At 51.6% G+C, this 16,143-nt stretch carries 10 protein-coding genes and 3 rRNA genes; all 13 read right to left on the bottom strand.

Annotation, left to right across the window (positions count from 1 at the left end; genetic code table 11):
* Window positions 1–82 precede the first annotated feature (82 nt).
* Complete coding sequence (gene ispF / locus IJ22_RS22330) at window positions 83–568, bottom strand: 2-C-methyl-D-erythritol 2,4-cyclodiphosphate synthase (protein ID WP_054818698.1); 486 nt, start codon at window positions 566–568, stop codon at window positions 83–85.
* Window positions 568–1,272 carry a 2-C-methyl-D-erythritol 4-phosphate cytidylyltransferase gene (gene ispD / locus IJ22_RS22325; RefSeq protein WP_137671169.1) on the bottom strand — a complete coding sequence of 235 codons (705 nt, stop codon included), beginning with the start codon at window positions 1,270–1,272 and terminating at the stop codon, window positions 568–570. The genes ispF and ispD overlap by 1 nt, the downstream gene beginning before the upstream one ends.
* A 107-nt stretch (window positions 1,273–1,379) precedes the next feature.
* Window positions 1,380–2,477, bottom strand: coding sequence for a PIN/TRAM domain-containing protein (locus tag IJ22_RS22320; protein ID WP_054818697.1), 1,098 nt, complete (start codon window positions 2,475–2,477; stop codon window positions 1,380–1,382).
* Between the two features lie 154 nt (window positions 2,478–2,631).
* On the bottom strand, window positions 2,632–3,375 hold the full coding sequence (gene pssA, locus IJ22_RS22315; RefSeq protein ID WP_062410361.1) for a CDP-diacylglycerol--serine O-phosphatidyltransferase: 744 nt from the start codon (window positions 3,373–3,375) through the stop codon (window positions 2,632–2,634).
* Window positions 3,376–3,465: 90 nt separating this feature from the next.
* The gene (disA, locus tag IJ22_RS22310) at window positions 3,466–4,545 is read right to left on the bottom strand and encodes a DNA integrity scanning diadenylate cyclase DisA (protein WP_256380575.1); all 1,080 of its coding nucleotides are present in this window, start codon (window positions 4,543–4,545) and stop codon (window positions 3,466–3,468) included.
* 18 nt (window positions 4,546–4,563) lie between these two features.
* Window positions 4,564–5,931 carry a DNA repair protein RadA gene (gene radA / locus IJ22_RS22305; RefSeq protein WP_062410360.1) on the bottom strand — a complete coding sequence of 456 codons (1,368 nt, stop codon included), beginning with the start codon at window positions 5,929–5,931 and terminating at the stop codon, window positions 4,564–4,566.
* 152 nt (window positions 5,932–6,083) lie between these two features.
* On the bottom strand, window positions 6,084–8,528 hold the full coding sequence (gene clpC, locus IJ22_RS22300; protein ID WP_054818694.1) for an ATP-dependent protease ATP-binding subunit ClpC: 2,445 nt from the start codon (window positions 8,526–8,528) through the stop codon (window positions 6,084–6,086).
* Window positions 8,529–8,593: 65 nt separating this feature from the next.
* Window positions 8,594–9,661 carry a protein-arginine kinase McsB gene (locus tag IJ22_RS22295; RefSeq protein ID WP_062410359.1) on the bottom strand — a complete coding sequence of 356 codons (1,068 nt, stop codon included), beginning with the start codon at window positions 9,659–9,661 and terminating at the stop codon, window positions 8,594–8,596.
* A 30-nt stretch (window positions 9,662–9,691) separates the two neighbouring features.
* Window positions 9,692–10,213: a protein-arginine kinase activator protein McsA gene (locus IJ22_RS22290; RefSeq protein WP_062410358.1), complete on the bottom strand. Its 522-nt coding sequence runs from the start codon at window positions 10,211–10,213 to the stop codon at window positions 9,692–9,694.
* Window positions 10,214–10,225: 12 nt separating this feature from the next.
* On the bottom strand, window positions 10,226–10,687 hold the full coding sequence (locus IJ22_RS22285; RefSeq protein WP_062410357.1) for a CtsR family transcriptional regulator: 462 nt from the start codon (window positions 10,685–10,687) through the stop codon (window positions 10,226–10,228).
* Between the two features lie 413 nt (window positions 10,688–11,100).
* Window positions 11,101–11,217 (bottom strand): 5S ribosomal RNA (gene rrf / locus IJ22_RS22280).
* A gap of 104 nt (window positions 11,218–11,321) precedes the next feature.
* Window positions 11,322–14,234 (bottom strand): 23S ribosomal RNA (locus tag IJ22_RS22275).
* Between the two features lie 315 nt (window positions 14,235–14,549).
* A 16S ribosomal RNA gene (locus IJ22_RS22270) occupies window positions 14,550–16,100 on the bottom strand.
* Together the 16S, 23S and 5S rRNA genes form the textbook arrangement of a ribosomal RNA operon.
* Between the last annotated feature and the right edge of the window lie 43 nt (window positions 16,101–16,143).

Here is a 16,143-nt window from a genome sequence, read left to right as displayed (position 1 = left end):
ACGTTGTTCTCCTCCCCTGCTCCGCAGGCGTTCCTTCAGACCGAACGATGCCTGCAAGCCGATCAACCGTCAAAATAATATGTTATGATAGCACACCTTGGACAAGACAAACAACCGCTTGTGCCGCTATTCCTTCTCCGCGTCCCGTAAATCCAAGCTGCTCGGTCGTCGTTGCTTTCACATTGACTTGGCTCGTCTCCGCCTCCAGCGCCTGAGCGATGCGCTCCGCCATCGCCGGAATATACGGAGCCATCTTCGGTTTTTGCGCGATGATGGTGCAATCCACATTTCCCAAACGGTATCCCGCTTCCTTCGCCTTCCCCCATATGTCTACCAACAGCTTATAGCTGTCCGCATCTTTAAAGGCGGCATCCGTATCGGGATAGTGCTTGCCGATATCCCCAAGCCCGAGCGCTCCCAGAATGGCATCACTCACCGCATGCAGCAGCACGTCCGCGTCCGAATGCCCGAGCAGTCCCTTCTCGTACGGGATTTCCACTCCGCCGATGATGCACTTGCGCCCTTCCACCAACTGGTGTACATCAAAGCCTTGTCCTACCCGAATCATCATTTCTTCTCTCCCCTGACATTGCGAATAATCCACTCCGCCCAAGGCAGATCCTCGGGAGTCGTGATTTTAATATTGTAATAGTCGGCTTCCACTACCGACACGCGGATCCCCATCCGCTCCACCAGCATGGCATCGTCCGTCCCTGTAAACCCTTCTTGCCGGGCGCGTTCGTGCGCCTCCAGCAGCACGGAAAAACGAAAAGCCTGCGGCGTTTGGATCGCCCACAAGCTGCTCCGGTCAGGAGTGGATTGGATCACCCCCGAGCCGTCCACGACTTTGATCGTGTCCTTCACGGGCACGGCAAGCACTGCCGCCTCCGTCTTCATCGCTTGATGCAGACAGGCGGTGAGGTGCTCAACTGCCGTGAACGGCCTGACGCCGTCGTGTACCATGACCCAATCGACAGTCCCTTTCAAGGCCTGCAAGCCCTGATAAACGGAATCCTGCCGTTCTTTTCCACCCTGTATAATATGCTTTACTTTGCCCAGTCCGTACTCCCTGACAAACTGACCGCAGCGCGGCACATCGTCCGCTCCGGTAACGAGCGCAACGCTGCTTACCGGAGCGAAGCGTTCAAACAGCTCCAGCGTATGTACGAGAATCGGCTTATGATCAATCAGCAAATACTGCTTGCTTTCTTTTGTGCCCATCCGCGAGCCCTTGCCCGCAGCGACAACGACTACTCCAAGTCTGATCGTCAACTTGTCCACCTGCCACAACATATCGGCTTCAGGGCCCTGCTTTCGCGAAAGCTGCCGTTTCCGGCAAGACATGGGCCCGATTAGCGCATCTACACTATCATACCGCGTTAGAGCGCTTTTTCCAATAGCTTGGGCTTAGCAAAAATCATTCGTCCGGCTGAAGTTTGCAGAACACTCGTCACCAGAACATCCAGTGTCGTGCCGATAAAGTCACGCCCGCCTTCGACCACAATCATCGTGCCGTCATCCAAATAAGCGACGCCTTGACCGTGCTCTTTGCCGTCCTTGATTACCTGCACGAGAATTTCCTCTCCCGGCAGTACGACCGGTTTCACCGCATTGGCCAAATCGTTGATGTTCAGAACCGACACGCCCTGAAGCTCGCATACTTTATTCAGGTTGAAATCGTTCGTGATCACTTTGCCTTGAAGCAATTTCGCCAGCTTGACCAATTTGCTGTCCACCTCGGAAATCTCTTCAAAATCCCCTTCATAGATCAGCACCTTCACGTCGAGCTCCTTTTGAATCTTGTTCAAAATATCAAGCCCCCGACGTCCGCGGTTTCTTTTCAACAGATCGGAGGAATCGGCAATATGCTGAAGCTCCTCCAGCACGAATTCCGGAATGACCAGCGTACCTTCAATAAACCCCGTCTTGCAGATATCTGCAATCCGGCCGTCGATAATGACGCTCGTATCCAGAATTTTATGCTCCTCAAACTCTTTGGCTTCGCCTGAAGCGCCGCGTCTCCGATCCGACCGCCGCTTATCGAGTGCGGCTAACAACTCTTCTTTCTTCAAGATCCCCATCCGGTATCCCGCATACGAGAAAATCGCGATACACAGCATATGCAGCAGCGGATTGAATATACCCGCACGCGCCAAAGGATTCAGCAGAACGGAAGAGACCAACAATCCCATCACCATTCCCGCCGCCCCGGCAAGCATATCGGCCGCCGGCATATTCGCCGCGCGTTCTTCCCCCTGAACCATGACCTTAAGCAGAGAATTTAGCGCCCAGGAGCTCATCGAATAAAAGAAGAGTGCTCCCACCCCAAACATCCATGCTCCCTGCCCTTTTATTTCATGAATACCCGTTACTGTACCTATGACTTCAAATAATGGTTTACCTATCGTATCACTCCATTGTAATCCAAGCGTACCGCCAATAACTGCGAATAGAAGCTGGAACCATTTTTTCATCATAGACTTCACCTCCATCAAAATCGGTTGCATAATCCCTTACGTTACAATTATGAACCAAAAGTTTCCTGCCTAATCGTTCCGTAAGAAAAAAACAAAAAAGCATTTATTTCCATAAGGAAAATAAATGCTTTTCATTTTCACGGACATCTCTTCGTTAAATTGTCGTTGTTTTGGATTCCGGTTCTTCCATCGTATTCGTTTTCTTTTTCTTCAGGCGGAGAAAGACGAAAAGACGGTCAACGTTTTTTTTTAGGCCGTACAGTGCATACAGGAGCAGCGGTACAAAGATGATCTTGGACAGTGTGCCCGGAAATTGAACGGCAATGACAACGGCGATGATCACCACGATCGGGGTTACCCATATCGCCGCTTTTGGAATGCCCACCTTCTTGAAGTTCGGATATTTCACCGTGCTGACCATCAGATAGGACAGGAGAAGTGTGGCCAAGACAAGCACCATGGTGCTCAGCTCATTGTGAAACAGAGCAAGCGTACAAAGAACACCGCCGGCAGCCGGTATGGGCAAACCGATAAAGTAGCCGGGCGTACCGGCAATCACGTTGAAGCGAGCCAACCGCAGCGCTCCGCAAATGGGGAAAATCGCCGTGACAATCCACGCCCCTGCCGCGTTCATCTCGGTAAAGGCCATAACATACATAATGAACGCCGGAGCCACCCCAAACGAGATGACATCGGACAGCGAATCCAGTTCCTTGCCGAATTCGCTTTGAACATTGAGCGCACGGGCCACCCGTCCGTCCAAACCGTCAAGCAGCATAGCCACAAGCACCATAATAGCCGCCAGCTCGGGTTTATTGTTAAACACCATAATGATCGAAATGATGCCGAGAAACAAGTTCCCGACGGTAAACAAATTCGGGAGGGATTTCGTTATCATGATTAATCCACCTCTGGTTATACTGTGCCCTATTCAAAAAAAACCTAACCCAATTCAATTATACTAAGGTACCTTATGATTGTATGCAAGTTAGATATGCCTGTCAATGAGTACCTGATCTTGAATTCGTTTTAGGCCTTCTTTTATCGTTCGGGCCCTTACTTCTCCGATTCCGTCCACTTCGTCCAGTTCCTCGATCGTGGCCATCATCAGATGAGGAAGCTGTTCGAAGCGCTCGATCAGATTATGAATGATCACCGACGGCAGCCTCGGGATTTTATTCAATACCCGATACCCCCGCGGGGATACGATTTCCTCCGCACTGTTGGTCGCATGCGGGAATCCAAGCACTCGGGCAATGTGGGAATGATCCAGCATTTCGTCGGTGGCCAGCCGTTTGAGCGAGTTCAAGACTTCTTTAACCTTTTCGTCGCTGGGATCCTTGACATAATCTTTAATCAGCAAAAAGGCTTCGTATTCCGTATTACCGACCAATTCATGCAGCTGCATACTGATCAGACGGCCTTCGTTCCCCAGCTCGTTGATGTAGCGATTGATTTCCGCCTTAATACGCAGCACCATCTCGATACGTTGTATAACTCCCGTTACATCATGTAGCGTCACGAGCTCTTCAAATTCCGAAGCGCCAAGGTTCGTCAAATCCTGATCGAGTACAGATTTATATTTTTCCAACGTTTGAATCGCCTGATTCGCCTTGGTCAAAATCACACCAATATCTTTTAAGGCATACCGCAAATTTCCTTGATACAGCGTGATGACGTTTCGCCGCTGCGAAATCGACACTACCAGCTTGGAAGTCTGCTTCGCGACGCGCTCTGCTGTCCGGTGACGGATCCCCGTTTCGGTGGATGGGATGGATGAATCCGGAATCAGCTGTGTATTGGCATAAAGTATGCGTTTGAGATCTTCGCTGAGAATGATGGCGCCGTCCATTTTGGCCAACTCATATAAATAGTTTGGGGAAAAGTCGCAGTTGATGGAAAATCCTCCGTCCACAATTTCCATCACTTCCGGACTGTATCCTACGACGATCAGACCGCCGGTTTTGGCTCGCAGCACATTTTCGAGCCCTTCCCGAAAAGGGGTTCCCGGCGCTACCAACTGCAGCAGTTGGCTCATCACGTCGCGTTTCGCTTCTTCCTTGCTCAAAGGTGTCCCTCCTGACGGTTATACTAAAGCTGCTGATAGCGCTTCGGCTACAGTATTCACACCGATGATTTCAATTCCTGCGGGCGGCGTCCACCCCTTCAGACTTTTGTGCGGGAGAATGACCCGCTTGAAGCCGAGCTTCTGCGCTTCGCGCACCCGCTGATCTACTCGGGAAACGCCGCGGACCTCACCGGTCAGGCCCACCTCGCCGAAGACAACGTCGAACGGCTGTGTAGGCTGATCGCGGAAGCTTGAGGCAATGCTCACCGCCACAGCAAGGTCTACTGCCGGTTCGTCGAGCTTGACTCCGCCTGCGATATTGAGGTAAGCGTCCTGATTCTGCAAGAACAGACCCATCCGTTTCTCCAGCACAGCGATGATCAGCGACAACCTGTTGTGATCATAGCCGGTGGCCATCCTCCGGGGAGAAGGGAAATTTGTGGTCGATACGAGCGCCTGCAGTTCAACCAGAACCGGCCTGGTTCCCTCCATGCTCGCAACCACGGTTGAACCGGATACACCCATCGGCCGTTCCGACAAGAACAGCTCCGAAGGGTTGCTCACCTCGACTAATCCGCTCTCCCGCATTTCAAAAATACCGATCTCATTCGTCGAACCGAACCGGTTCTTTACGGCACGCAGAAGACGATACGAGTGATGCCGCTCCCCTTCAAAATAAAGCACGCAATCGACCATATGCTCGAGAAGTCGCGGCCCGGCAATCGACCCCTCCTTAGTAACATGGCCCACAAGCACGGTGGCAATGCCTCTCCCTTTAGCGATGCGCATAAAATGCCCCGTGCATTCTCTGACCTGAGATACGCTGCCGGGTGCCGAAGCCACAGCGGGATGATATACCGTCTGAATGGAATCAATGACGACAAAATCCGGCTCCATCTCATCAATCGCCGCCTCGATATACTCCACGTTCGTTTCACTAAGTACAAACAACAAACCGGAGACCGCTTGAAGCCGGTCGGCTCGGAGCTTCGTCTGCCTGACGGATTCTTCGCCGGAAATATACAGCACTTTGAGATTTTGCTGCGTCAATGCGTAGGAAGCCTGCAGCAGAAGTGTCGATTTGCCAATTCCAGGATCGCCCCCTACCAGAATAAGGGATCCTGGTACGACGCCTCCTCCCAACACACGGTTTAACTCCCGGTTATCCGTGATAATGCGCTCTTCCTGACTGCTTTCTATGTTTATGATGGAAACAGCTTTTTCTTTCTTATCGGAAAAAGATAAATGAAGCCCCCTGCTCTTGCCGGAAGTCTCCACTTCTTCCACAAATGTATTCCAAGCTCCGCAGCCAGGGCATTTGCCGAACCATTTCGGCGTTTCGTAGCCGCACTGCTGACAAAAAAACTTTGTTTTTGCTTTGGCCATTGCGCCTCCTAATCCTGCTTCTTCAAGCCCAAACGCGCTTATAGTACTACAAAACAAAGTTTACCATGATGCAACACCCTTGAAAACCCTCCCAGTTCATTCCGTATAAAGAAAAATCCGACCAGCCGGAAAACGGCAGCCGGATTTTTTCATTATGCTTGTGAAGCGACGCCTTGATTGCGCTCCACAATCAACTCGCCTTCTTTCTCATCAATCGTAAGCGTATCGCCCTTACTGATGTTGCCGCGGAGCAATTCTTCAGACAAACGATCTTCAATATGCTTTTGAATCGCTCTGCGTAGAGGCCTTGCACCAAATGCCGGATCGTAGCCTTCTTTGGCAAGGAATGCCTTGGCCGCATCGGTCAGTACGAAATCCACTTCCTGCTCCTTCAGACGTTTACGCAGTTCTTCGGCCATCAACGATACGATTTCGCCGATATGCTTTTCGTCCAGGGAGTGGAATACGATGATTTCGTCGATCCGGTTCAAGAACTCCGGACGGAAGCTCTTCTTCAGTTCGCCCATGACTTTGTCCTTCATGTTTGCGTAATCTCTGCCCGAATCTTGTGCCGCAGTAAAGCCCAGCGTCGAGTTTTTCTTAATCAAATCCGCCCCGACGTTGGATGTCATGATAATCAGCGTGTTGCGGAAATCCACTGTACGGCCCTTGGAGTCCGTTAAACGTCCGTCTTCAAGCACTTGAAGCAAGATATTAAACACTTCCGGATGGGCCTTCTCAATTTCATCCAAAAGAACGACAGAGTACGGCTTGCGGCGTACTTTCTCCGTAAGCTGTCCGCCTTCCTCATATCCGACATATCCCGGAGGCGCTCCAACCAAACGGGAAGTGGAATGCTTCTCCATGTACTCGGACATGTCAATCCGGATCACCGCGTTTTCATCGCCGAACAGCGACTCCGCCAAAGCGCGGGCCAATTCCGTTTTACCGACCCCTGTCGGCCCAAGGAATATAAATGAACCCATCGGACGCTTCGGATCCTTCAGCCCCGCTCTTGCACGACGGATTGCGCGGCTCACGGCTTTCACCGCTTCATCCTGTCCGATCACCCGATCGTGCAGAATGGATTCCATTTTGAGCAGACGCTCGGTTTCTTCTTCAGCCAGCTTCACCACCGGGATGCCGGTCCAGCTGGCCACCACTTGGGCGATATCTTCCGGCGTCACCTCGGAGTCGGTGCGGCCTTGTTTTTCCTTCCATTCGTTCTTTGTGGCATCGAGCTCTTCTCTCATCTTCTGCTCCGTGTCACGAAGCGCGGCTGCTTTCTCGAATTCCTGGCTCTGTACGGCAGCATCCTTCTCCTTGCGGATGTCTTCCAAACGGCTTTCGAGCTTTTTCAGATCCGGCGGAACGGTGTAAGAGCGAAGCCTTACTTTTGAGCTTGCCTCATCAATCAAATCAATCGCTTTGTCCGGGAGGAAGCGGTCCGTGATGTAACGATCGGAGAGCTTCACGGCTTGCTCAATCGCTTCATCTGTAATTTTTACACGATGGTGTGCTTCATACCGGTCACGAAGCCCATGGAGAATTTGAATCGCCTCTTCCGGAGAAGGCTGATCCACCGTAATCGGCTGGAAGCGTCTTTCCAAAGCGGCATCCTTCTCGATATATTTGCGATATTCATCCAGCGTCGTCGCTCCGATGCACTGCAGTTCGCCGCGGGCCAGCGCCGGCTTCAGGATATTGGAGGCATCGATTGCGCCTTCCGCTCCGCCTGCACCGATAAGCGTATGCAGCTCATCAATGAAAAGAATGATGTTGCCGGCTTGACGAATTTCATCCATGATTTTTTTCAGACGGTCTTCGAATTCGCCGCGGTATTTGGTACCGGCTACGACAGATCCCATATCCAAAGTCATCACGCGTTTGTCACGCAAAGTCTCGGGAATCTCATTGGCTACAATTTTCTGGGCCAGGCCTTCCGCAATAGCGGTTTTACCAACCCCCGGTTCCCCGATCAGGACCGGATTGTTCTTCGTTCTGCGGCTGAGCACCTGAATGACGCGCTCGATTTCCTTGCTCCGGCCGATAACCGGATCGAGGTTGCCTTCTTTGGCATAGGCGGTCAAATCACGCGCCAAACCGTCCAAAGTCGGTGTATTTACATTAGCAGGGCTACCATGGTTCGGCGAGACCACCTCGCTGCTGCCAAGAAGTTGGAGCACTTGTTGGCGGGCTTTATTCAAGCTTACGCCCAAATTGCCCAGCACTCGCGCTGCAACACCTTCGCCTTCGCGAATCAATCCGAGCAGAATATGCTCCGTTCCGACATACGTATGCCCGAGTTTTCGCGCCTCATCCATGGACAGCTCAATAACCTTTTTGGCTCGAGGGGTATAAGCGATATTCGTCGGCTGCTCTTGTCCTCTGCCGATCAGCGATTCGACTTCGTCCTGAATTTTCTCCAAACCAAGCCCCAACGCGATCAGCGCCTTGGCCGCAATTCCTTCGCCTTCGCGAATCAAACCGAGCAAAATATGCTCCGTTCCAATATTGTTATGACCCAAACGAACGGCTTCTTCCTGAGCCAAAGACAGTACTTTCTGCGCACGTTCTGTAAATCTGCCAAACATCATGTGTAACACCTCCAAAAATTAGTAAGGGAATATGGTTTCCACATTAACATGAACTCGGCCGGGCTTCAATCCGATTGTGATAATTTGTCCCGGATCAGCTGGGCCCTTCTAATGTCTCTTTCTTCAGGGGTTAGCTTTTCTCCTGCTAATTGCTGTAAAAAACCCGGTTGGGTCATCACGAGAAGCTCATTCAGTACGTTTGGTGACACATTCTTGATAAATTGTAAATCAATGCCGAGCCGAACATCTGACAACCGCTGCGTCGCTTCTTTGGAGTCCATAATCGCCGCATAGGAAAGAATTCCATAGGAACGGCTGACTCGATCGATAATTTTGGCTTTGGTTTCATGTACCAACTTCTGTCTGGCCGCCCGTTCATGCTCGATGATCTGTCTGACTACGCTGTAAAGATTGTCGATAATTTCCTCTTCCGATTGCCCGAGCGTAATCTGGTTGGATATTTGGAACAGATTGCCCAGAGCCTCGCTGCCTTCACCATACAGACCCCGAACCGCCAAGCCTACCTGTGTGATAGCCGACAAAATTCGATTGATCTGCTGAGTCAGCACCAACGCCGGAAGGTGAATCATAACCGACGCGCGAATACCGGTTCCGACATTTGTCGGGCAGCTCGTCATGTACCCTCTTTTCTCATCAAATGCGTAGTTCAGCTGCACCTCGAAAGCATCGTCGATTTCATTAGCCATCTCCCACGCTTCTTTAATTTGAAAACCGGGGCACAGGCATTGTATTCGCAGATGGTCTTCTTCATTCACCATGATGCTGATCGATTCATTATCGCTCAAAATAACCGCACCGTTCCGTGACTCGTTAGCCAGGGCCGGACTGATCAGATGCTTTTCAACCAGCACCCGTTTTTCCAAATCATTCAATTCCGAGAGCGGAAGCAGCGTAAACTTGCTGATCGTATTCAATTCATCATTATGAAGCGCCTGAGCTACTTGATCCAAAACCTCTTTTGACTGTTGGTTCGTCGCCAACATAGGAAATGGGTAGGCCCGTAAATTCCGGGCAATGCGAATTCTGCTGCTCATCACGATATCCGAATCTGGGCCATCCGCCTTCATCCAATCGCTCAGAGCATGCTTTGTAAACCGGCTCGCCTCTGTCATAAGCATTCCCCCCAACAACCTGTCATTATCTCAGCCTTCGGCTACTTTCTTTTCTAATTCCCGAATCTGATCCCGAAGCTTGGCCGCTTGCTCAAATTCTTCATTTTCAACGGATAACAGCAGCTCCTTTTTGAGCCGATCGATTTCGCGCCTATATTTAATCAACCCGCCAGATCGTTTTGGAACCTTGCCGGTGTGAATGATATTTCCGTGGACTCTTTTGAAAAGGGGATCGAGCTTCTCACCGAAATATTTGTAGCATTCGCTGCAGCCGAATCGTCCTACTTTACTAAATTGACTATAAGTAAGCCCGCAATGCTCGCAGCGGCTCGGTTGAACTTTATTCGCCAGCGTGCCGGGCGTTGTTGAGGGTTCAAAGTCAAGTAATCCGCTCAACAGATTGTGAATGGAAAAGCCATTCGGGGTTCCCGGTATCAGCTCTCCCTTTTCCCTGGCACACGTTTCACAAATGTGAAATTCCGTCTTCTCGCCATTCAAAATTTTAGTAAAATGCAGCGTTGCTTGTTTTTTACCACATTCTTGACATAACATTCGGTTCCCTCCTCATTTGCTAAGTAAGGAGATCAGCATGGCTTTAAGAAGCTTCGCCCGAATCTCGTCGCGAAGAGGCAGTTTCAAGGTGAGCACCTCTCTTGCCATAGCTGCCTTCATGATGGCCGCTTCCCTTTCGGAAATGAAGCCGCCCTCCTCTAGCTGGTACAACAGACCTTCCGAAGCGGATTGATCCATATGCGAGCCGATCGTTCGAAAAATATGGTCAAGCACGGGGCCATGAGAATGCAGTTTAATCTTCTGAATTCGAATGTACCCGCCGCCGCCTCGTTTACTTTCCACAATGTACCCTTTTTCCAAAGTAAAACGGGTACTGATGACATAGTTGATTTGTGATGGAACACAGTTGAACTGATCGGCAAGATCATTACGCTGGATCTCAATCACGCCGCCCGGGCTCTGCTGCAAAATTTGCTTCAGATACTGTTCGATAACTTCTGAAACATTTCGCATCCGTTCGACCTCCAAAGGCAGAAGTAAAGCCAGTTCGTAAAATGTTGTGTGAAAGCCATTGAAAATCTCAATTATTGACTTTGACTTTCTTTGACTTTAAAAACATTATATCAGATTTTTACAATAATGCAACACCCCGCAGTGCTCCAGACTGAGCCTACAGCGAGATGCTCCGATATCACATTTGTTTAACTTCGTTTAAGCAACAACGGTTTCGGTTCCTATGCTTATTATGTATTCTTTCCCTAAGATTATGTCTTTAAATAATACCGTGCGCTTATTTTTAAAAAACACCCCATCGTTTATTTCATATACCGCAAAAGCATTTCAAATTGAAAAGATGTGCTTATTTTATGCATCACACAACAGGAAAGAGCCTCTTCGGATTATAAATCCAAAGAGGCTCTTTCATTGCTTGGCGACGTTCTACTCTCCCAGGACCCTGCGGTCCAAGTACCATCGACGCTGGAAGGCTTAACGGTCGTGTTCGGTATGGGTACGCGTGGTTCCCTTCCGCCATCATCACCAAACGTATTGATGTTTCTGCCAGGAAACATCGCATTTTCACTTTCAAGGCGGCTTGCGCCCTGAAAACTGGATCGAAACCAAGCCGCTGATCATCTTCATGTGCTTTTTGGATAAGCCCTCGACCGATTAGTATTCGTCAGCTCCACACGTTGCCGTGCTTCCACCCCGAACCTATCTACCTCGTCGTCTACAAGGGGTCTTACTTACTGGGAAATCTCATCTTGAGGGGGGCTTCACGCTTAGATGCTTTCAGCGCTTATCCCTTCCGTACTTGGCTATCCAGCCGTGCCTCTGGCGAGACAACTGGTACACCAGCGGTACGTCCATCCCGGTCCTCTCGTACTAAGGACAGCTCCTCTCAAATTTCCTACGCCCGCGACAGATAGGGACCGAACTGTCTCACGACGTTCTGAACCCAGCTCGCGTACCGCTTTAATGGGCGAACAGCCCAACCCTTGGGACCTACTTCAGCCCCAGGATGCGATGAGCCGACATCGAGGTGCCAAACCTCCCCGTCGATGTGGACTCTTGGGGGAGATAAGCCTGTTATCCCCAGGGTAGCTTTTATCCGTTGAGCGATGGCCCTTCCATTCGGTACCACCGGATCACTAAGCCCGACTTTCGTCCCTGCTCGACCTGTTTGTCTCGCAGTCAAGCTCCCTTTTGCCTTTGCACTCTGCGAATGATTTCCAACCATTCTGAGGGAACCTTGGGGCGCCTCCGTTACGCTTTAGGAGGCGACCGCCCCAGTCAAACTGCCCACCTGACACTGTCCCCATACCCGCTTAGGGCACCAGGTTAGAACTCCGATACGATCAGGGTGGTATCCCAACGTCGCCTCCACACAAGCTGGCGCTCATGCTTCTCTGGCTCCCACCTATCCTGTACAGATCGTACCAAAGTCCAATATCAAGCTGCAGTAAAGCTCCATGGGGTCTTTCCGTCTTGTCGCGGGTAACCTGCATCTTCACAGGTATTAAAATTTCACCGGATCTCTCGTCGAGACAGCGCCCAAGTCGTTACGCCATTCGTGCGGGTCAGAATTTACCTGACAAGGAATTTCGCTACCTTAGGACCGTTATAGTTACGGCCGCCGTTTACTGGGGCTTCGGTTCACAGCTTCGGTCTTACCCTAACCGCTCCCCTTAACCTTCCAGCACCGGGCAGGCGTCAGCCCGTATACTTCGCCTTGCGGCTTCGCACAGACCTGTGTTTTTGCTAAACAGTCGCTTGGGCCTTTTCACTGCGGCCCCCTCGGGCTATTCACCCTACCGGGGCACCCCTTCTCCCGAAGTTACGGGGTCATTTTGCCGAGTTCCTTAACGAGAGTTCTTCCGCGCGCCTTAGCATCCTCTGCTCGCCTACCTGTGTCGGTTTGCGGTACGGGCACCTTCTCCCTGGCTAGAGGCTTTTCTTGGCAGCCTGAACTCATGACCTTCGGTACTCCAATTTTCCCTCCCCATCACAGCCCAGCCTTTCGATGTGCGGATTTGCCTGCACACCAGCCTCACTGCTTGGACGAGCATCCATCAGCTCGCGTCACTATCCTTCTGCGTCACCCCATCGCTCATAACGGTTCACGGTGGTACAGGAATTTCAACCTGTTGTCCTTCGACTACGCCTTTCGGCCTCGCCTTAGGTCCCGACTTACCCTGAGCGGACGAACCTTCCTCAGGAACCCTTAGGCTTTCGGCGGATCAGATTCTCACTGATCTTTTCGTTACTCATACCGGCATTCTCACTTGTAACCAGTCCACCAGTCCTCACGGTCTGACTTCAACCCGATTACAACGCTCCCCTACTGCCCATTACTGGACCCATAGCTTCGGTGGTGTGTTTAGCCCCGTTACATTTTCGGCGCAGAGTCACTCGACCAGTGAGCTATTACGCACTCTTTGAATGGTGGCTGCTTCTAAGCCAACATCCTGGTTGTCTGCGCAACTCCACATCCTTTCCCACTTAACACACACTTGGGGACCTTAGCTGATGATCTGGGCTGTTTCCCTCTTGACAATGGATCTTAGCACTCACTGTCTGACTCCCGGGTTAACGTCTGTGGCATTCAGAGTTTGACTGGACTTGGTAACCCTTGGCGGGCCCCGCACCCAATCAGTGCTTTACCTCCACGACGCATCTCCCGAGGCTAGCCCTAAAGCTATTTCGGGGAGAACCAGCTATCTCCGAGTTCGATTGGAATTTCTCCGCTACCCCCACCTCATCCCCGAATTTTTCAACATTCGTGGGTTCGGGCCTCCAGTGCGTGTTACCGCACCTTCACCCTGGACAGGGGTAGATCACACGGTTTCGGGTCTACGCCTGCAAACTCATTCGCCCTATTCAGACTCGCTTTCGCTGCGGCTTCGGCTTCTCACCTTAACCTCGCTTGCAAACGTAACTCGCCGGTTCATTCTACAAAAGGCACGCCATCACTCATTAACGAGCTCTGACTTCTTGTAAGCACACGGTTTCAGGTTCTCTTTCACTCCGCTCCCGCGGTTCTTTTCACCTTTCCCTCACGGTACTGCTTCACTATCGGTCGCCAGGGAGTATTTAGCCTTGGCAGATGGTCCTGCCGGATTCCCACGAGGTTTCACGTGTCTCGCGGTACTCGGGATCCGTCTAGGGCTTTCGCAGAATTTCGGCTACAGGGCTGTTACCTTCTCCGGCCGGCCTTTCCAGACCGCTTCACCTACTCTGCTCAACCCACGTTGACGTCCCACAACCCCAGGGGGCAAGCCCCCTGGTTTGGGCTAATCCGCTTTCGCTCGCCGCTACTGACGGAATCACTTTTGTTTTCTTTTCCTGAGGGTACTTAGATGTTTCAGTTCCCCTCGTCTGCCTCCAATGCAGCTATGTATTCACTGCATGGTACGTATCTATTACGATACGCAGGTTTCCCCATTCGGACATCCCCGGATCAAAGCCTGCTTACGGCTCCCCGAGGCATTTCGTCGTTCGCCACGTCCTTCATCGGCTCCTGGCGCCTAGGCATCCTCCGTGTGCTCTTATTAGCTTAACCAATTTGGTTATTCGGTACCGACACTTACGTATCGGCTGCTGACGATTTTCTTACGAAAATCGCAGCGGGATGATTCAGCATTTTGCTTCGTTTCGATATCCAGTTTTCAAGGAACAAACGTATTTCCGCTGCCGTTTTACCGGCAGGAAAGGTATCTTACCATGCTCCGGCTTGCCGATGCAACCATCAACTTTTGCCAAGAACACGCTAAGCTTCGAAAGGCATTGCACCTTTCAAAACTGAACACGAGTGAGTGCCGTTGCAACTTACGTTGCAGATTTGTCCGCTGACCTACCGTCAGCATGGACTCCATAGAAAGGAGGTGATCCAGCCGCACCTTCCGATACGGCTACCTTGTTACGACTTCACCCCAATCATCTACCCCACCTTCGGCGGCTGGCTCCTTGCGGTTACCCCACCGACTTCGGGTGTTGTAAACTCTCGTGGTGTGACGGGCGGTGTGTACAAGACCCGGGAACGTATTCACCGCGGCATGCTGATCCGCGATTACTAGCAATTCCGACTTCATGCAGGCGAGTTGCAGCCTGCAATCCGAACTGAGACCGGCTTATAAGGATTTGCTCCGGATCGCTCCTTCGCTTCCCGTTGTACCGGCCATTGTAGTACGTGTGTAGCCCAGGTCATAAGGGGCATGATGATTTGACGTCATCCCCACCTTCCTCCGGTTTGTCACCGGCAGTCAACTTAGAGTGCCCAACTTAATGCTGGCAACTAAGCTCAAGGGTTGCGCTCGTTGCGGGACTTAACCCAACATCTCACGACACGAGCTGACGACAACCATGCACCACCTGTCTCCTCTGTCCCGAAGGAAAGGTACATCTCTGTACCGGTCAAAGGGATGTCAAGACCTGGTAAGGTTCTTCGCGTTGCTTCGAATTAAACCACATACTCCACTGCTTGTGCGGGTCCCCGTCAATTCCTTTGAGTTTCACTCTTGCGAGCGTACTCCCCAGGCGGAGTGCTTATTGTGTTGACTTCGGCACCAAGGGTATCGAAACCCCTAACACCTAGCACTCATCGTTTACGGCGTGGACTACCAGGGTATCTAATCCTGTTTGCTCCCCACGCTTTCGCGCCTCAGCGTCAGTTACAGTCCAGAAAGCCGCCTTCGCCACTGGTGTTCCTCCACATCTCTACGCATTTCACCGCTACACGTGGAATTCCGCTTTCCTCTCCTGCACTCAAGCCACCCAGTTTTCGGTGCGATCCGGGGTTGAGCCCCGGGCTTATACACCAAACTTAAGCGGCCGCCTGCGCGCGCTTTACGCCCAATAATTCCGGACAACGCTTGCCCCCTACGTATTACCGCGGCTGCTGGCACGTAGTTAGCCGGGGCTTTCTTCTCAAGTACCGTCACCCTCAGGGCAGTGACTCCCCAAGGCGTTCTTCCTTGGCAACAGAGCTTTACGATCCGAAAACCTTCTTCACTCACGCGGCGTTGCTCCGTCAGACTTGCGTCCATTGCGGAAGATTCCCTACTGCTGCCTCCCGTAGGAGTCTGGGCCGTGTCTCAGTCCCAGTGTGGCCGATCACCCTCTCAGGTCGGCTACGCATCGTCGCCTTGGTGAGCCGTTACCCCACCAACTAGCTAATGCGCCGCAGGCCCATCTGTAAGCCACAGCTTGCACCGTGTTTCTTGATCCCTCCATGCGGAGAAATCACCTATCCGGTCTTAGCTACCGTTTCCGGTAGTTATCCCGGTCTTACAGGCAGGTTGCCTACGTGTTACTCACCCGTCCGCCGCTCCAGGAGGTCTCCCCTAAGGGAGAACCCCCAGCGCTCGACTTGCATGTATTAGGCACGCCGCCAGCGTTCGTCCTGAGCCAGGATCAAACTCTCCATGAAAGAAAAGCTGATTAGCTCATACATCTACTACTGGCGAGAATCT

This window comes from Paenibacillus naphthalenovorans, assembly GCF_001465255.1.
In the GTDB taxonomy this organism is placed as follows: domain Bacteria; phylum Bacillota; class Bacilli; order Paenibacillales; family NBRC-103111; genus Paenibacillus_G; species Paenibacillus_G naphthalenovorans.
This window is presented reverse-complemented; position numbering and strand designations above follow the sequence as displayed.